A 17,840-nucleotide genomic window follows, 5' to 3' on the forward strand; every position below is an offset into this window, starting at 1 on the left:
GCTTCGAGCCTTACGCCGGGGTGGGGCGAACCACCGCGCGCTCCTGGATGGGCCAATGCACCACGGCGGCAAACAGGCCCATGGCAACACCCAGCCACCAGACGATATCGTAAGAACCGAGCATGTCGTAGAGAAAGCCGCCCAGCCATACGCCAAGAAACGAACCGATCTGGTGCGACAGGAACACGACACCGCCCAACATGCCGAGATGGCGTGTGCCGAACATGATGGCGACGAGGCCATTTGTTGGCGGCACGGTGGATAGCCAGAGAATGCCCATCACAGCCGCGAAAATGATGACCGATGTGGGTGAATGCGGCAAAAGCAGGAAGGCCGTGACGGCGATGGAGCGGCCAATATAGATATAGGCCAGCAGATAGGGCTTCGGGTATCGCTGGGCAATAAAGCCAGCGGCAAGCGAACCTGCAATGTTGAAAAAGCCGATCAAGGCCATGGCAATCACGGCATAACGCGGCTCAATGCCGATATCGCCGAGATAGGCGGGGAAATGTGCGGTGATAAAGGCGACCTGAAAGCCACAGACGAGAAAGCCGGTGGCCAGCAGCAGATAGCTTCTGTGGCTGAGGGCTTCGCGCAGGGCCTCTCCAGCCGTCTGCTTGAACTGTGCCTGAGATTGGGTGCCGGACGATGAATTGCCGCGCAGCGGCCATGCCAGGAGTGGCACAAGCAGCATCATCGCAGCCAGCCAGACAAGGCTGTCCGACCATCCATAGGTGGAGATCAGGCCTTGGCTGATGGGCGCGAAAATGAACATGCCCGCAGACCCGGCAGCCGTTCCGATGCCGAACGCCATGGAGCGCTGCTCCGGCGTAACATGGCGCGCAAATGCCGAGAGAATGACGCTGAACGATCCTGCCGCGACGCCTAAGCCCACCAGCACGCCGCCACCCAGGTGCAGCCACAGCGGTGAACTGCCGATGGACATGCAGACAAGCCCCGCCGCATAAATAAGGCCCGATAGGACCAGCACACGAGCCGTTCCAAACTTATCGGCCATGGCACCGAAGATCGGCTGGCCGATGCCCCAGAACAGGTTCTGCAACGCCATTGCCAGCCCGAATGTGGAGCGATCCCACCCCGTATCGGCCAGCATGGGCAACTGGAAAAAGCCCATGGCCGAGCGCGGGCCGAAGGTCAGCACGGCGATCAGCGAGCCAGCGGCGATGATCAGCCACGGCATGGGGTTGGCGAGAGGCGAGCGCGTAGCATTGGACATTGAAAATTTCCCCGACAGGAGAAAAAGACTATCTCCAGCCAGGCCTCTGCACCAGCAACTTTTCTTGACCGATCAATGAGTGCTGTTGATAGGCTGTGTCTGGGGAGGGCTCAGCCCCGGGTCTTGATGGGCCAGCCTTCGCTTCGCTGTCCCACAACCTTCAAGACATCTCCCACAGCGATAGACCCTTCGCCGCGCGGCGTCAGGTTCCAGCCAAAGAGGACGCCGGGCACGCGGCGATCGGCGGACATGCGGATGCGGCTCATGGCTTTTATGGGGGAGGGAACGTCGCGGGAGCCGGTTTGCTGATCTTGTGAGGTCATGATGCAGCGGGTGCAGGGCTTGACGAGATCAAAGCGGATGCCGTTGATCTCGATTGCGGCCCAACGGTCTTCCGCCCATGCCTCATCAGTCTCGACCACGAAGTTGGGCCGGAAGCGTTCCATGCCAACTTCACCTTCGCCATTGGCGGCCATATCATTGTTCAGAGCGGCAAGGGATGCTGTGGTCGTCAGCAGGATCTGGTAGCCATCCGCAAAGGTGACCGGCGTGTCATCCCCTGTCCAGTCGATGTTGGCACTGCGGCGCGAGGTATCATCGAAAAATGCAAGTTTGACATCCCGCTCCAGCCAGCTCGACAAGGCTGCATTGGCCTCATCATTTGCAATGGCCGCATTGACCGTTGATCTCCAGACGGTGGCATCGATCCGCGTGGTCGATGGTGAGGCAAGGACGTGTCCCTTACCGTCGATGGAAAGCGAGTAGCCGCCCTGTTCAGCCTGCGTGATGATGCTGGCTATGTCTGGCAGTTCGCGCTGAGTGATGAATTGCCCCGATGGATCAATCAACATCAGCCGCCGGTCTCCCGGCAACCCCTCGGGCGCGATGAGGCTTTCAGACAGCGAGATGCCTCGGCCACTTTTGAGCGGATAGATGTTGAGTTCGGTAATGCGCATTCCGTTTCCCATGCCTCAGGCCCTAAATCTCATCCAGAAACAGGTCGAGCACCTGTCTCAGCCGTTCGTGACGTTCCCCGGCAATCTGCCGCCCGGCCTCAGTCTGGAAGCCATCTGCCAGTTTGAAAAGCTTGTTTTCGAAATGGTCGATGGCAAAGCGGCGGTCATCCAGCGGGCGGTTTTTTGCCAATGGATCTTGCGGATCATAAAGGGCAGAACCCATGCGGCCTGCAATATAAAAGCAGCGGGCAGCGCCCACCATCCCGATGGCGTCCAGACGGTCGGCATCCTGAAGGATTTTTGCTTCCAGCGTTTCCGGCGCGATATTGGCGGAAAAACTGTGGGTCAGAATGGCGTGGCCGACAGCTTCGATGTTGGCATCGCTCCAGCCCTTAGCCTGCAAGATGCCAGATGCCTTTTCGGCTGCCAGCCGCGATGCTTGCGCACGCAACGGAGAGTTCTTTTCCACCGCCACGCAATCATGCAGGAGAACGCTGGCGGCCAGCACCGCGCCATCGCCACCTTCTTTCGCATGAATGCGCATCGCATTGCGAAAGACGCGATGGATATGCGCCATGTCATGCGATCCGTCATCGCCTTCGGTGGCATGCGGTATCAGCGCTTCTGCCAGTGCCTCGAAAGGTGCGAAAGCCTCTGCCTGCATGTGATTCCCCCCGTTTGAGATGTGTTGTTTAGAGGGGGAGGCACAGGTGCACAATCACCCTTGCGCTTCCTCCGCCTTCGGCTGCGATGTCAAAATCTTCTGATAGAAGAGACCAATGCCGATTAGCACGACGCCGAGACCGATGAAGGACAAGGCGCGCAACACACCTTCCAGATTGCTCATATCGATCAGGAAGGCCTTGGCAACCGCAAGGAAAACCAATGCCGCCGAGGCAAGCCGCAGGCTTTTAGCATCAAATCGCGAACCGAGCACGAGCAACAGCACGCCGATGACGAGCCAGACCACGGAATAGCTGTAAGTCTCGCCCTGAAGGAAGCCCTTCCAATCCGCGATGTTCTCTCCCTGCCAGAAACGGCGAACGGACAGCGTTGCCCAGGCAAAACCGAGTGCTGCGCCTGACAGTGCCAGAGCTGTAACATAGGCGGCTGGACGCTTGTCCCGCGCATACCAGGCAAGGCCCGCATAGGCGATGGCTGGAAGCAGATAGCCGATCAGCAGCAGGTTGAAGAACGGCCAGGGGCCGGTGCTCTCGCCGGTGAGATAGGGGTTGAGGCCGTAAAAATGGGCAATCAGCACATTGGCCATGGCAATCACGCCCGCGACCATGGAGCCGTAGCGGAAAACCGGGCTCGGGCTTTTCATGTCCAGCGTCATCAGCACGCCGGACATGCCAATGGTCAGCAGCGTGTAGATTGACTGTTCACCAAGGGTCGGTGTCGCCGAGTTCAGAACGCCGCCATTCATGGCATGGCGAACAAGTATGGCGATGGCCAGCAGGCCGAGCAGGCTGGCTATGGCTTGCAGAATGTTCTTGACCCGTGCCCCCGGCCAGTCCCGCAGCAGCCATGCGGATGCGATGGCAAGCAGTGCGGGGATGCCATAACCGGGCAGGAGTGCGTTGAACACGGGCGTGGTGCCAAGGTTCTGCGGGCCGACGATGGTCGGTTCCCAGGCAATGCGACCCAGAACGAACAGGCAAGCGAGCACCATGGCCCATGGCTGCGCCGCCCATGAGACGCGCCGCGTTGCCAGCACATAGACAAAGCCGATGGCCGGAATGAGAAGGGTGGTGGTGAGCCCCGATGTCAGCGTGTGAACAATGAAGACAAACGCGAGGAACGAGCCGATCAGCATGATATTGATGGGCGTGGTAAAACCGTCTTCGCATTTCAGAGTGAGCCGATACGCGCCACCCAGCAGCACAAGGGCGACGGCCAGCCCGTAGGCTGCATGCAGCCAGTCCCGGGTGAGATTGCCATATTCCACGAAGCTGATGATGCCGAGGCCGAGTGGAACCGCGACGCCGATAAACGCCCACAAGGCTCCGAAAGACGGATCAAGGGCGGACTTGCGCCGGATGGCCTGCCAGGAGAACAGCAGGAACAGAATGCCCATGATGCGCGTAACCGGAGCCTGCGCGGCCACATCGATGCCAACCGATGATAGAGTGGCAGTTCCATCACCAACGGTCGGCAGGTAGTTGACGCCGAAGCCTGCCAGCAGATTGGCGCAGCCAAGGGCTGCCAGCGAGGCGAAGATGGCGGACCAGACGGCGTGGTTGCGTCCCGCACCCATTGCAGCGAGACCCAACACCAGAACGGCCATGGCAAAGGCCGGGTGCATGGTTATGCCGGTTTCGATGACGGAGAAGGCAAGTGCCGGAAGCACGATGGCCAGAGATAGTGTCACGTTGAGGCTGGCCGGTGGGCGGCCCAGCAGTTCCCGGAGGACAGGAAAACGGCTGTCCGAACGCGGTGCGTAAACAGCCATGCCAGCCGGCTGGCTTACATATTTGCCCGGCCAGATCCAGATGGAGCCGGCGATCATGGCAAGGAGGCTTGCCACCACAGGTTCGGCCTCGATGAGGGGTGCATAGACCATGTAGCCGATAGCCCAGAGGCCAAGCCCGACATTGGCCAAAGCCGGAACGACATGCCAGCGCTGGCTACGCGATGCTGCCGCTGTGGCAAGCCAGGAGGCGGTGAGAAAGCCGAACAGGGCCCAAATATTGGGGGTCTCGGTCGAGATCAGCGCGGGTGTCACCATCGAGCCGAGAAGGCCAAGCCCCGCAAGCGCCTGCCCATGCAGAAGCGACAGACCAATCGTTGCAAAGCCAACCAGCGCCAGCAGGATGAACGCGGTCGTCGGGCCGATATAGTCGTAAATGCCATAGGCCGCATAGGTCACGCCAAACAGGGTGAGGGCGCCCGCGGCGGTGAGAATGCCTGGGATCATGGCGTTGGAATAGGCAGCGGCGATGCCCGGTACGGCCTTGCGGCGAACCGCTTCACCGGCGGCCACCAGCAGCAGGCCGAATGCGGCAGCCATGGCCAGACGCACGGCGGGGCTGAGTAGGCCGCTTTCGATGGAATATTTGACGAGGAAAATGCCGCCCAGTGCCAATGCCAAGCCACCGGCCCAAACCGCCCAGCGTGCACCAAGCTTGCTTTCAAAGCTCTCTTTGGGGCGTGGCACCGCAGCCGGTGGTGTTTCAGCTTGTTCGTCTGCGCTCTCGGCTGAAACATCGTCTTGAGCCGTTGCTGCGACAATGTCCTCTTCGAGAGGCAGCGGCTGTTCCGGCACCAGTTCTGCCAGAGGCGCTTCGCCAGAGGCCATCCGGGCCTTCAAGGCCGTCAACTCTGCCTCGACGGCTGTCAGTCGTCTGGAGTTCTTTATACTCGCATTCAGCGTGTAGAAGAAGGCAAAGACGTAGCCAATAGCGATCAGCAACAGGAGTGATGTCATAACAACCTCAAATATGATCCTGTTTTCTAGGCGCTTTCTCGCTAATTAAGCAAGTTTGCTTGTGGACAACTCCTCTGCCCATCGTTTGGCAAGCACCACATCGTCCACGCCCAACTCGTGGCCGAGCGGCAGAAGTGCCATCTGCGCATCCGCTCCGCTCTGGATCAGATGCTGCTTCAGAATGTCGGCTTTTTCCCGGTGGCGATCGGTCTCGCCGGCTGCCAGCGTGAAGCGTGTGCCGGAAAGATCCGAGTGCGGCCATTCGGTTAAGACAGGCATCGGCCGCAACAGCAGGGCATGCCGTGCCAATTGCGGATGAAGCGCGAAGAATGCCGCCGCGAAGTTTGCCCCGTTCGAGTGGCCGATGAAACTCAACCTGTCCCGGTCGATACCATAGACACCAATGGCCTCTTCCACGAATGAGGCGAAGGCTTCTGCTTCGGAAACAATATCCTTCTCATCGAAGCTGAGATCGCCAAATCGGCGGAACCAGCGGGCGATGTCTTCTTCCGTGCTGCGGCCACGCACGCCCAGCAGGGTTGCTCGCGGGTTGGCGTTGTGGGTAAGCGCCATCAGGCTCGTTTCGCTCCCGCCGGAGCCGTGCAGCAGGATGATGGTGGAGCCATCAGGCTCAGAGGGCGTGTAAAACCGGTGAACGAACGGCAAATCGCGGTAAATAACGCGCTCTTCTCCCGGCATGGAGAATTGCGGCAAGGCCACGCGCACATCATCCTCATCGCGCATGAAAAGTTGGGGGATGAACAGGTGCTCTCCCAATATCTCAACTGGCTCGTCCACCGTCATGCCGGGCGCATCTGTCGCCATTTCGATCAGGACGTCGCCGGGTTCGCGCACATAGAGCGATGAGAAATACTTGCGGTCATGCGCATTGGTGGCGGATGAGTTGAGGGATTGCAGTCCCTTAAGCGTCTCGTCCAGCTCATTCATATCTGCGGCACGAAAAGCAATATGATCCACAGTGCCGGTGCCGGGTGCGCTGGACCAGAAGCCGGTCGCATCCCGCACATCGATCACATCTCCCGATGCTGAAACTGTGCGGCGGATCGAGCCGCTCTGACCTATACGGGTGTAGCCGAAGTGCTTTTTCAGGAAACCTTCCGTTTCTTCTGGGACCTCGCTCAAAACGGTTGCACCACGGATGCGGCGAATAGCGTGTTCGCGGGCAATGCCCGGCGCTTCATGCACATTCGTATCGGCAAAGGCGTGGGTGCCAACCAGTTTCAGGATGATACCATCGGGGTCTTTGAGGCGAATGACCGGCTCGCCAAATTCCTCCATCGGTCCTTCCGTTCTCACACCTGCCTGCAATGCGCGGGTCAGCCAGAAGCCGATGCTTGCCGGATCAATCGCCAGCGACACTTCCAACGTCTGGCCATAACCCACACGACCCTGCGCTCCGTCTTCCCACACAAGGAAGGTCAGAAGAGAGCCGGGAGAGGCCGAATGATCGCCATAGAACAGATGAAGCTGCATGGCATCTTCAAAACCCGCCGTGCGCTTCACCAGCCGCAAACCCAGAAAGCCGACGTAGAAATCCACATTGGCCTGCACCTTGCGGGTAATCATGGTGATGTGGTGGATACCAAGTGCGGATGTCATGCCTGTCTCCTGCGTCGTTTTCTCGTGAGCCCTATGTTCTTCGGCGGCGAAAATTTAGCAATGCGACGGATTGAGAACGATGTGTTCGTTCGATGAACATTCGCGTGAAAACAGCCTCTTTTGCCCGCAAATTATGCGCTTTGCTCGATCCACAATCTAGAAATGATTATATATTGTGCGGAAATTATTTTGAGCAAAATATGTGCGATTTCTGCTTGCTATCGCAAACCAAATTGTTTTCTATGGTCCCAACAACATAAAAAACCTCCAGAGGGAAATTTCAGATGTTCACGCGAAGGCTGTTTTCAAAGACAGCGGCTTTGGCCGCTATGAGTTTGTTTGCCGGTATATCCACCGCACCGATGACAGCCTTCGCGCAAACCCCCATCAAATTCACACTCGATTGGAAATTCGAAGGCCCCGCCGCCGGATTTTTGCTGGCGCTGGACAAGGGATATTTCAAGGCCGAAGGGCTGGATGTGACCATTGATAGCGGCAACGGCTCGGTAGAAGCCATCCCGCGTGTGGCGACCGGCGCCTACCAGATGGGCTTCGGTGATATCAACTCGCTGATGAAGTTTCTGGATGAAGACCCGACCCAAAAGGTCAAGGCCGTCTATATGGTCTATGAGCGCCCGACCTTTGCCGTCGTTGGCCGCAAGTCGCTGGGCGTGACGAATGATCCGAAATCGCTGGAAGGCAAAAAGCTGGGTGCGCCGCCGCCGGATGGCGCATTTGCCCAGTGGAAAGCTTTCAAGCAGGTTGCCAAGATTGATGACAGCAAGATCGATATCCAGTCCATCGGCTTTCCGGTGCGCGAGCCGATGCTGGCCAAGGGCGACGTGGATGCCGTGTTTGGTTTTGCCTTTTCCGTCATCCTGAACCTGAAGGCGCAGGGCATTGCCGATGATGATATTGCGACCATTCTGATGGCCGAACATGGCTTGAATCTTTATGGCAACGCAGTCCTCGTCAACACTGATTTTGCAGCGGAAAACCCTGATGCGGTCAAGGGTTTCCTGAAGGCGCTGGCCAAGGGCTTTGCCGATTCGGTCAGGAACCCGGAAGAGGGCGTTGCAGCCGTGTTGAAGCGTAACGAAACGCTGAACCCCGATATCGAATTGCAGCGTCTTACCATGGCAAATGCCATGAACATCAAGACACCCTACGTGGTTGAAAATGGCATGGGCGGGGTCGATGCGGCCCGGCTTGCAGCCTCCATCGAGACACTGAAAGTGTCGGTCGGTCTCAAGGGCAACGTCAAGGCCGAGCAGGTCTTTGATGCAACTTACCTGCCGCCGAAGGAAGAGCGTCTGCTCCCGTAAGTCCGGGCTGACAAAGCATCTATGTTGCGACAGGGGTATCCCCGGCTCCGGGCCGGGGATGATGCTTTCAATTCAACGCCCTGCGCATTCTCGAAAAATTACAGGAATTGAGATGGCTCAACTTGTTGAAATCGATGGCGTTGATATGCGCTATGGCGGGGCATCCGGCACGCTCGCTGTCAGCGGTCTCGATCTCAAGGTCAAGAAGGGCCAGTTTGCCGCCGTTGTCGGGCCATCGGGCTGCGGCAAATCCACATTGATGAAACTGGTGACGGGCCTGCACATTCCGCAAAAGGGCAATGTCATCGTGGCGGGCCGTCAAGTCACCGAGCCTGTTTCGATTGTGGGGATGGCGTTCCAGAACCCTACCATGCTGCCATGGCGCACGACTCTGGAAAACATTCTGCTACCGCTGGAAATCGTTGAGAGGCATCGCCATCGGTTGCGGGCCAACAAGGCGGAATATGTGGCCAAGGCCGAGCGCCTGCTGGAAATCGTCGGGCTGAAGGGTTTCGGCTCCAAGTTTCCCTGGCAGCTTTCCGGTGGCATGCAGCAGCGCGCCAATCTTTGCCGTGCGCTCATTCATGAGCCGGAACTCCTGATGCTGGACGAGCCTTTCGGTGCGCTAGATGCCTTTACCCGCGAGGAGCTGTGGTGCGTCATCCGCGATCTTCACGCTGCCAAGCGCGTGACCATCATTCTGGTAACGCATGATCTGCGCGAGGCGACATTTCTTGCCGACAAGGTTTTCGTAATGAGCGCAAGACCGGGCAGGATACTGGCCGAGCACAAGGTACCCTTTGCCCGCCCGCGCCAGCTTGATCTGATGTATGAAAAGAATTTCAATGAAATGGTGCAGCAATTGCACGGCGAAATAGCCAAAGCGCGGGTGGCAGCATGAGCATGGTTGTCAAAAACACCGCTACGCCTGCGTCAAGCCTGCCGCTGGTTGCCCGCATCAACTGGGTCAAGGCCGCTCCATGGCTTTACACGATTGTGCTTTTTCTGGCCTGGGAACTGCTGGTCTATGCGCTGAAGATGCCGCAGACCATTTTGCCCTCGCCGACAAGGGTTGCGCAGGCGATTCTGCAATATTGGTCGCCGATCTGGAAGAATTCGCTGCAAACGCTGTACACCACCACGCTCGGCTTCGCGCTGGCGGTGGTGACGGGTTTGGGCATAGGCCTGTTTATCGGCTGGTCGAAAACAATCTATGCCGGGCTTTACCCGCTGATGATCGGTTTCAACGCCGTCCCCAAGGTCGCGCTGGTTCCCATTCTCGTCATCTGGTTTGGCATCGGCACCGTGCCTGCGGTGCTGACGGCATTCCTGATTTCCTTCTTTCCCATCGTCGTCAATGTCGCCACCGGCCTCGCCACCATCGAGCCGGAGACGGAAGACGTGCTTCGAGCGCTTGGCGCGAAGAAAATGGATATCATGCTGAAGGTCGGCATTCCGCGCTCCATGCCTTACTTCTTCGGATCGCTGAAAATCGCCATCACGCTCGCCTTTGTCGGCTCTGTCGTGTCTGAAACGGTCGCCTCCAATTACGGCCTCGGCAACATGATGAGCTCGGCACAAAGCCAGTTCAATGTGCCCTTAGTCTTTGCCGGTCTTCTCATGCTCGCAGTAGAGGGTATTGCAATGTATGCGGTGATGGCCTGGATCGAACGGCGTATGACCGGCTGGGCGCACCGCTCCACCATGGGGCAATAGGCCTGCCAGACGCAATCAAGGCCGGTGTTGCCGGCCTTGAATGACTTGCTGTTACGGCTGCTGCTCGTTCGCTTTCACTGCCCGCGCATCAAACACCATCTTGAGAGACTTGGTCATGTCGCGGGTGGTTGCGAACCAGGTGTCGCTCTTGGCCCAATATCTCAGCGTCACGGTCGCGCTGTCTCCAGTAACGGAATCGACAAACGTCGTCGGTGCAGGATCCAGCAGAACGCGGCTGTCGGAGCGGGCCAGTTCCAGCAGCATTTCCTGCGTTTCTGCCGTGCTTTCGCCAGTCGGTACTGTTACGCTCAGCTCGTGGCGACGCGAAGGGAAGCGGCTGTAATTGGTGATAGGCACGTTCCAGAGCGTGGAGTTGGGCGCGAGGCGATAAAGCCCGTCGCTTGTTTTCAGTTCCGTGGCGAAGAGACCGATCTCCACGATTGTGCCGCTGACAGAGCTGGTTTCAATATATTCGCCCACGCGGAATGGCCGCAAAACCAGAAGCATGATGCCAGCAGCAATGTTCTGCAATGTTCCCTGCAAGGCAAGACCAATGGCCAAACCCGCCGCGCCAAGCGCCGCGAGAACCGATGCTGTCTGCACGCCAAACTGGCCAAGCACCATGACGAGAACGAGAATGAGGACGATGTAGCGAATGGCGCCAGAGAAGAAGCGTGCCAGCGTTTCATCAAAACCGCGAACGCGCGACAGGCCTTCATAGGACCAGCGCTGCAGGAGGGTGGCGGCAAGCCAGCCTATGATGAGGAGGACGATGGCACCGACGATGGAGAAGGAATATTGGACCATCAAGGCGCTTGCCTGACGAAGTGCCGCCTGCGATGCGACGAGAATACCGGTAGCCTGCTGGTCCATTCAAATTCCCTTGTTCAAAGATATTCCACACGTGTTCAATTTCGAAACGAACAACGGGCAAGTGGGTTCCGGTCTATTTATGCGGAAAGCGGAAAAACAAAGGGCACGTTTCCGTCCGTATCCGCGCCTCGGCCAATGGCCTTGACTGCGCTGATGAGCGCGCCTTTGCGGCCAAGCAACCTGTCACCGATTTCGATGATGCGCGCATTGGGCGTGGCGAAAGGGGAGACGGTGCGAAGCCGAGCGGCGAGGATGGCGTCGTCCTCCTCCGGCTTTACCGCAAGCGCCACGATGATGGCCGCCGCCGGTGAGCGGGAAACCCCCATCCAGCAATGGACCAGAAGCGGGGCCGATTGGTCCCATTCTCGCGCAAAATCGATCAATGTTTGAACATGCACATCGTCAGGTGCGATCAGCTTGTCATTGCCCTTGAAGGTAATGTCGTTCATTTCCAACGTCAGATGCCGGTCTGCGGAAATAACCGCCGGGCGGTGAAACGCCTGTTCCTTGGCAATCAACGTCACCATTTCACGCGATTTGTGGCGCACAGCCATTTCGGCAATGCGCGACAGGGGAGACACAATAATTTCGCTCATGCATGGCTCTTTCGAAGCAGTTCTATGGCCTCGAAGCGTTCCACGAAGCGGTGTTGCGCATCAATTGCCGGAAGGGGATCGATGTCTATCATATCCTTGGTAATGCCACGCGGCAGGCCGAAGAACTTCTGGGCTTCGGCCAGGGAAAAACCGGCAAGTTCGGTTGCCTCGAAAAAGGCGGCGACCGTGTCTGCCTTCTTGATGCGGTCCTTCAAGTCCCTGCTGGCATGGGGCGGCAGGCCGAAGCGCAGATGCACAGCCGCTTCCAGCCGCTTTTCGACCAGCTTGTAACCGCCACCCACCACGGATTTGAAAGGGGAAATCATGTCGCCGATGACATATTCCGGGCCATCATGCAAAAGCGCCATCAGCATGTCGTTGGGCGAGGCGCTCGTATTCATGCGGCAGAAGATGGTCTCAACGATTAGGCTGTGCTGGGCCACGGAAAAAGCGTGGTCGCCCCGCGTCTGTCCGTTCCAACGCGCCACGCGAGCAAGGCCATGCGCAATATCTGCAAGCTCGACATCCAGCGGCGAGGGATCAAGCAGATCCAGCCGCCTGCCGGACAACATGCGCTGCCAGGCGCGAGGTGTTTTTGCAGGCGCCACGATCAATCGTCCGCGTTGGTAGCGGGGTCAACAGCGGGAAAGCTGAGGCCGGTCCATGCTGGTAGCGCAACAGTCACCGCCACGTCGGATGCGGTGATGGCAACGCCCGACGCCATGGCATCTGCGGCGCGATCCGTGCGGATGATGGCAAGGCCTTCGGTTCCGGCAACGGTGCCAAGCGTGCCGATTGGCTTTGCCCCAGCCATGATATCAGTACCGCTGTCGGGCAGTTCAGCTTCGCCTGATACGATCACGACACGGCGGCGTGCCGTGCCGCGATGCTTCATACGCGAGACGACTTCCTGGCCGACAAAGCAGCCTTTCCGGAAAGATACGCCGTCATTCACATCCATCAGCACATCATGAGGGAAGGCATCGTTCAGCGCATAATCGGCCCCTGCAACGACGATGCCATTGGCGATGCGTAGCGCATCATAGGCTGAGGCGTCACCGGACGTCGTGCCGGGCAACCGGTAGAGATCGATGCCAGCCATGGCGAAGCGGCTGTCCTTGATGGCGCCATCGGGAGCATCTTCGCCCCAGAAGACGCTCACGCCATCTGTTTCGCCTGCCTTGAGATCAACCGGTGCACGCAGCTTGTACATGGTGAGACGGCGCAGAAGCGCATCCTTCTGGTCCACACCCGTCTCCAGAACAAAGCCTTCGCTACTCCGCCAGATCAGGAACTCGAACATGATCTTGCCCTGCGGGGTCAACAGCGCAGCGGCGCGTGCTTCGCCTGCGGGCAATGATTCGAGATCGGGCGTGATGAGGTTTTGCAGAAAATCCATGGCTCCGGTGCCGGAGACATGGATGAAAGCGCGGTCGTTCAAAAAGGCGGAAGACATCGGCATTCCATTCGGGTTTGTTCACCCTGACAATTAGGGTCTATGAACGCGAACAGCAAGCGCGGCGATATTAGTCACCGGCTGTGAAGAACTTCCACTGGCCATCGGGCGAGATGCCGATGCGGTAAAAGCTGTAGTTGCCATATTCCTGCATGTCGGCTAGATCACCGGCTGTGATGATGCGCAACAGTTCCACTTTTTCCGGTTGCGTCAGCGTGGTGAGCGACTTGCCAGCGAAATAGGGGAAGACATAGGTCTCATCAGGCGTGCCGGCATCGACACGGGCATAGCCGGTGGACAGAAGGTCGATGATGATGGCGAGCACTTCCAGACCATCGGGGTCACCGGAAAAGCTCTTCAACGCGGCAATGGGGTCATTCCCGCTATCTCCATCAATGCGGGCCTGGTTAGGGCCGGTGTTGACGAGCGGGCGAAGCTTTTCGATGTCGCCTGTGGCTGCAGCGTCGATGATGAGCTGGCGCAGACGGCGCACAGGCTCGGGTGCCTTGCTGATATCATGCTCGATCTGCGCTGAAATCTGCGGCTGCTCTGGTGTTGCCTGCTGGCCGGATCCGCGATTCACGAGCGGGTCGGGCAGGGGAATGCCTTCTGCATCACCCTCGATGGCGTCAGGCTCGGTTGCCTGCTGTTCCTGCGCGGGTTTTTCTGTCTCACTTGCCGGTGCCTGCGCTGGTCTCAATTCCGAGAGCGCGTAAGCGTTATGGGTAAAGCTGCCCGTGGCAAGCGTCAGAGAAATCAACAGGGAAAGCGCGGCAGAGGACCGCAGCCCGTTGCGAGAGCAAGACATGACTGAACTCCAGCTTACTGAATAATGCGGTGAGGGGAAAATTCGCCCTCGAGCATCCGCTGGCGTAGCGATTCGAGCATAGCTTCTGCACCGGATTCGCCGTGCATACGGATTGTTTCACGCATGGCCAAAGCAATAGCGGCGTCTGCAATGATCTCTGGCTCGATGCCATCGGCCATACCATCGGCCCATGCTTCGTTCTGATGTTCCAGAGCGACCTGCATTTTTTCATGCACGATCATATCATGGATTTCGTTACGGCTTGTTTGCATCTTTCATCCTCGACAGGCAGGCAACTCGTTACCACCCTGTTAACAACTCTAACAGTCTTTTATCAAAACGGCACGGCCTGCGGCCAAAAGAGGTTAATAAACCGCTAATTTCCGAACCTAGACGCAATTTCTTGTGCCAGTGTTGCCCCTTCGATACGGTATTTCTCTTCGGCTGCGATGGCAGCCGGTGTGCATGCCGTGTGAACTGCTGCGAAAGTGCGGTATCCACGGTTGAATGCAGCCGTCATGCGTTGTTTGCGTTTCGGTTCGTTGGCCGTATCCGCCGCCAACAGATCGTTCATGGATTTGCGCCACTCCTCAGACCCGGTGGCGGGGCACAGCGTGCGCAGATACTGAATGGATCCCAGTATTTCAGACAGCCGTGCCATCTGGTTATCATAAGGGGCGGGCTTTTCTTCCGGCGGTGCCGCAGGCGATATGACAGACGGTTGCGCAGCCGCGTGCTGAACCATCGGCATAGCAATGCCAAGTGCCAACAGCACAGCGATGCAAGTTCGTCTTCTCATCCGTTTACGCATAAACCAACATGTCGTTTCAACAACTTGGCTGCAACTAGCCGCGATTCTGCTCAGCATTGCAACTGGCCCAGCAAACGTTCAGCGCATTGAAGGACACTATCGGGCGTGGGTAATGTGCGGATTTCCTCAAGCGTGTACCAGCCGGCCTCCGCCGCATCGTCAGCCTCCTGCACATCGCCTATGCTCTCGGCTTCCACCGTAAAGACAGACAGAAAGAAGTGGCTGACCAGGCGGCCCTCATCATCATGGCTGGGCAAATCATAGGTCGCGAAAAGCTGTGGATGACGCGCAACAATGCCGGTTTCCTCCTCAAGTTCACGCACCGCCGTTTGTTCCGGTGTCTCTTCCGGCTCGCCGCGCCCGCCCGGAAAAGCGAACATATCCTTTGAGGGAGCGTTGATGCGCCGTATGAGAAGAAGGCGGTCGCCGTTTCTGACGATGGCTGAAGAAGCAGGATGCGGTGATGGCATGCTATATCCCTGATGGAGAGAAACAGTGATTATGCGCTTAACCTTGCAGGAAACGTGGCATGGCCGCGAATTACGGAAAAAACGCGGTAAAATCCTGTTTACCCTTAGTGATGGACCACCCGCAGATCGATGCGGTATAAGCGGCGGGAAACGCCGTCGGAACAGCCAGAATGAAACTCTATCTGATCTATAGCGCAGCACCGCTCATGCTTTTTGCAAGGGGAGCTTAGCCATGTGCGGGCGATTTGTGCTGAACGCGACACCGGACGCGGTCGCGGATTATCTAGCTCTGGCAGATCTGGAGGAATTTCCAGCGCGGTTCAACATCGCTCCGACGCAGCCGATCCTTCTTGTTCTGGAGGGCTCGAGACCTGAGCCGGGCAGCAACCTGCCAAACCGGCAGGCCATGTTGGTGCGATGGGGCTTGATGCCGGGCTGGGTGAAGGACCCGAAGGAATTTCCATTGTTGATCAACGCCCGCTCGGAAACGGCTATCGGCAAGGCGTCGTTTCGCGCGGCCATGCGGCATCGGCGCGCGCTCATTCCCGCAACCGGCTTTTATGAGTGGCGCAGACCGCCGAAAGAGGATGGTGCAAAGCCGCAGGCCTATTACATCAAGCCCAAAACCGGCGGCGTTTTTGCCTTTGCCGCTCTGATGGAAACATGGGCCTCAGCTGATGGTTCCGAGGTGGATACCGGCGCTATGCTGACCACCGGCGCCAACCGCTCCATGGCGCGCATCCATGACCGCATGCCTGTGGTGATTGCGCCTGAAGATTTTACCAGATGGCTGGATTGCAAGACGCAGGAACCGCGGCATGTGCTCGATTTGATGAAAGCACCGGAGGAGGATTTTTTCGAAATGATCCCGGTGTCGGATAGGGTCAACAAGGTTGCAAATACAGGACCAGATCTGCTGGAACCCGTGGACGAAGTTCTGGCTCCCGTGCCGAGTGCAAACGCGCAGCTCTCACTGTTCTAGACCCAGATTATCACCCTCGTTGCGCTTGTGCCTCCCGGGTCAGATGATGTGAGCGGGATAGACGTTGTTTCTGCCATTCGCCTTGGCAACGTAAAGAAACTGGTCGGCAGCCGTCAGTTGCTGGTCTAGCGAGCCGTTCCTGTCGATCTCCACAACGCCGATGGAGACCGTTAGCGCAAGATCGGTATTGTTCAAGCTTTGACCATTGCGCTCCACCTCCAGGCGCATGGCTTCGCAGAAGGCACAAGCATCTTCGCCATTAAGCCCGTTCAGGAAGAGCGCGAACTCCTCGCCGCCAATGCGCGCGGCGACATGATGGCCAGGCGCGCACAGGTCGGATAAAAGCTGCGCCAGCTTCTTCAGCACCTTGTCTCCGGCACTGTGCCCAAGCGTATCGTTAATCGCCTTAAAATGATCTATATCGAGAATGGCGATTGAACCCTGCTCGACCCGTCCCTCACCCGTTTGCATATCGTCGAGAAAAGCATTCACCTGATCGAAGAAAGAACGGCGGTTGGCAAGTCCCGTCAGGTGATCCTTCTCGGCAAGATCACGCAGGCGCGTCAACTGCTTCAGCGTCTCGATATTGTTATCGATACGGCACTGCAACTCTTCCGGCACGAACGGCCTGTAGATGAAGTCCGATGCGCCGGCCTTCAGAAAATGCGCAGAGAGCATCCGGTCGGTGGAGGAGGAGACGCCGACAATGCGAAGATTTTCGGATGAGCGTCTCGCACGAATTTGGCGTGACAGCTCGTAACCATCCATATCCGGCATGTAGTAGTCGGTAATAACGAGTTGAACCGATGGATTGCTGCTCAGCGCTTCCAGCGCTTCAGCGCCGGTATGAGCTTCCAGCACGCTGAAATTCTGCCGCGTCAAGATTTCTACCAGACTGAAGCGTGCCGCCTTGGCGTCATCGACGACGAGAATTGTGAAATGCCGATTGGTCAGAATGCGCTCGACTGTCTTGACCACGGTGTCCACCGTGCGCCGTCCATCCTTGATGATATAATCAATGATCTTCTTTTCAGCGTAGTGCTGCCTCGCCTCCTCGTCGACTGTGCCGGTAAAGACGATGGTTGGCACCTTGTATCGTTCAAGCGCGTTGAGAATTTCCCCATCAGGGGCATCCGGCAGGGTGAGGCCTGTGAGCGCCAGGGTAAACTGATGCTGGTTGAGAAGCTCAATGGCCTGGCTCATGCTATCGCAATGAAAGACCTCTGCCGTCGTGTCGTCTGTCAGCTTGTTTTTCAGCAGGATGGATAAAGCGATGGAATCTTCAACAAGAAGAATTTTGTCCTGCATGGTTCGGTTTCAACCTTTGAAAAACCCATCGTCGCAGAAATGTTTTTTCAATATCGACGAGGGCAGTGCTTCGAATGCAAACGGGGGCAGGGACATGATCAGCGAAAAGAATTGCTCACTCAAATATGCGAGGGGCTTCTCTCGTTTCGCCATTCTGCGAGAAGCGCAGGTTTTACGAGAACATTAAATAAGATACACCTTAATAAAGTCAGAACTTCTATTAACAAAAATGGCACCCGCGAGGGTGCCAAA

General features: G+C 57.6%; 18 protein-coding genes. 4 read left to right on the forward strand and 14 right to left on the reverse strand.

Features of this window, described 5'->3' with window-relative positions:
• Positions 1-10 precede the first annotated feature (10 nt).
• The 5 genes from ACQZ51_RS04740 to ACQZ51_RS04760 form a co-directional block, all read right to left on the reverse strand.
• Positions 11-1,237 (reverse strand): MFS transporter, encoded by a 1,227-nt coding sequence (locus tag ACQZ51_RS04740; protein WP_448775543.1) that lies wholly within the window; start codon positions 1,235-1,237, stop codon positions 11-13.
• 110 nt (positions 1,238-1,347) lie between these two features.
• Positions 1,348-2,193, reverse strand: coding sequence for an MOSC domain-containing protein (locus ACQZ51_RS04745; RefSeq protein ID WP_448775544.1), 846 nt, complete (start codon positions 2,191-2,193; stop codon positions 1,348-1,350).
• A 22-nt stretch (positions 2,194-2,215) separates the two neighbouring features.
• On the reverse strand, positions 2,216-2,857 hold the full coding sequence (locus tag ACQZ51_RS04750) for an HD domain-containing protein (protein WP_448775546.1): 642 nt from the start codon (positions 2,855-2,857) through the stop codon (positions 2,216-2,218).
• Between the two features lie 54 nt (positions 2,858-2,911).
• Positions 2,912-5,623: a DUF2339 domain-containing protein gene (locus ACQZ51_RS04755; RefSeq protein ID WP_448775548.1), complete on the reverse strand. Its 2,712-nt coding sequence runs from the start codon at positions 5,621-5,623 to the stop codon at positions 2,912-2,914.
• A gap of 45 nt (positions 5,624-5,668) precedes the next feature.
• Complete coding sequence (locus tag ACQZ51_RS04760; protein ID WP_448775550.1) at positions 5,669-7,243, reverse strand: VOC family protein; 1,575 nt, start codon at positions 7,241-7,243, stop codon at positions 5,669-5,671.
• 329 nt (positions 7,244-7,572) lie between these two features.
• On the opposite strand from ACQZ51_RS04760, the gene ACQZ51_RS04765 reads away from it, so the two are divergent.
• From ACQZ51_RS04765 to ACQZ51_RS04775, 3 genes are all read left to right on the forward strand, one after another.
• Positions 7,573-8,568, forward strand: coding sequence for an ABC transporter substrate-binding protein (locus tag ACQZ51_RS04765; RefSeq protein WP_448775784.1), 996 nt, complete (start codon positions 7,573-7,575; stop codon positions 8,566-8,568).
• A gap of 112 nt (positions 8,569-8,680) precedes the next feature.
• Entirely contained in the window at positions 8,681-9,469 is a 789-nt protein-coding gene (locus tag ACQZ51_RS04770; RefSeq protein ID WP_448775552.1) for an ABC transporter ATP-binding protein, read from the forward strand.
• On the forward strand, positions 9,466-10,284 hold the full coding sequence (locus ACQZ51_RS04775) for an ABC transporter permease (RefSeq protein ID WP_448775554.1): 819 nt from the start codon (positions 9,466-9,468) through the stop codon (positions 10,282-10,284). Before ACQZ51_RS04770 ends, ACQZ51_RS04775 begins: the two co-directional genes overlap by 4 nt.
• A gap of 51 nt (positions 10,285-10,335) precedes the next feature.
• On the opposite strand, the gene ACQZ51_RS04780 is transcribed toward ACQZ51_RS04775, so the two are convergent.
• The 8 genes from ACQZ51_RS04780 to ACQZ51_RS04815 all read right to left on the reverse strand — a co-directional run bounded on the left by ACQZ51_RS04780 (position 10,336) and on the right by ACQZ51_RS04815 (position 15,298).
• Complete coding sequence (locus ACQZ51_RS04780) at positions 10,336-11,157, reverse strand: mechanosensitive ion channel family protein (RefSeq protein WP_448775556.1); 822 nt, start codon at positions 11,155-11,157, stop codon at positions 10,336-10,338.
• A 77-nt stretch (positions 11,158-11,234) separates the two neighbouring features.
• Positions 11,235-11,753 carry a tyrosine phosphatase family protein gene (locus tag ACQZ51_RS04785; RefSeq protein WP_448775558.1) on the reverse strand — a complete coding sequence of 173 codons (519 nt, stop codon included), beginning with the start codon at positions 11,751-11,753 and terminating at the stop codon, positions 11,235-11,237.
• Positions 11,750-12,361 carry a hydrolase gene (locus tag ACQZ51_RS04790; protein WP_448775559.1) on the reverse strand — a complete coding sequence of 204 codons (612 nt, stop codon included), beginning with the start codon at positions 12,359-12,361 and terminating at the stop codon, positions 11,750-11,752. The genes ACQZ51_RS04785 and ACQZ51_RS04790 overlap by 4 nt, the downstream gene beginning before the upstream one ends.
• 2 nt (positions 12,362-12,363) lie before the next feature.
• Positions 12,364-13,209, reverse strand: coding sequence for a CAF17-like 4Fe-4S cluster assembly/insertion protein YgfZ (gene ygfZ / locus ACQZ51_RS04795; protein ID WP_448775561.1), 846 nt, complete (start codon positions 13,207-13,209; stop codon positions 12,364-12,366).
• A gap of 70 nt (positions 13,210-13,279) precedes the next feature.
• Complete coding sequence (locus ACQZ51_RS04800; RefSeq protein WP_448775563.1) at positions 13,280-14,017, reverse strand: hypothetical protein; 738 nt, start codon at positions 14,015-14,017, stop codon at positions 13,280-13,282.
• Positions 14,018-14,031: 14 nt separating this feature from the next.
• Positions 14,032-14,289 carry a hypothetical protein gene (locus ACQZ51_RS04805; RefSeq protein WP_042618408.1) on the reverse strand — a complete coding sequence of 86 codons (258 nt, stop codon included), beginning with the start codon at positions 14,287-14,289 and terminating at the stop codon, positions 14,032-14,034.
• Between the two features lie 104 nt (positions 14,290-14,393).
• A complete protein-coding gene (locus ACQZ51_RS04810) occupies positions 14,394-14,768 on the reverse strand; it encodes a TIGR02301 family protein (RefSeq protein WP_448775786.1) in 375 nt (124 codons plus the stop codon).
• A 110-nt stretch (positions 14,769-14,878) separates the two neighbouring features.
• Positions 14,879-15,298, reverse strand: coding sequence for an NUDIX hydrolase (locus ACQZ51_RS04815; RefSeq protein ID WP_448775565.1), 420 nt, complete (start codon positions 15,296-15,298; stop codon positions 14,879-14,881).
• A gap of 232 nt (positions 15,299-15,530) precedes the next feature.
• Here ACQZ51_RS04815 and ACQZ51_RS04820 point away from each other — a divergent pair, with 232 nt between their 5' ends.
• Positions 15,531-16,280 carry an SOS response-associated peptidase gene (locus ACQZ51_RS04820; protein ID WP_448775567.1) on the forward strand — a complete coding sequence of 250 codons (750 nt, stop codon included), beginning with the start codon at positions 15,531-15,533 and terminating at the stop codon, positions 16,278-16,280.
• Between the two features lie 39 nt (positions 16,281-16,319).
• Here the strand turns inward: ACQZ51_RS04820 and ACQZ51_RS04825 are convergent, their stop codons facing one another.
• A complete protein-coding gene (locus tag ACQZ51_RS04825; RefSeq protein ID WP_448775569.1) occupies positions 16,320-17,588 on the reverse strand; it encodes a GGDEF domain-containing response regulator in 1,269 nt (422 codons plus the stop codon).
• Positions 17,589-17,840: the final 252 nt, after the last annotated feature.

This window comes from Agrobacterium sp. CG674 (assembly GCF_053521645.1).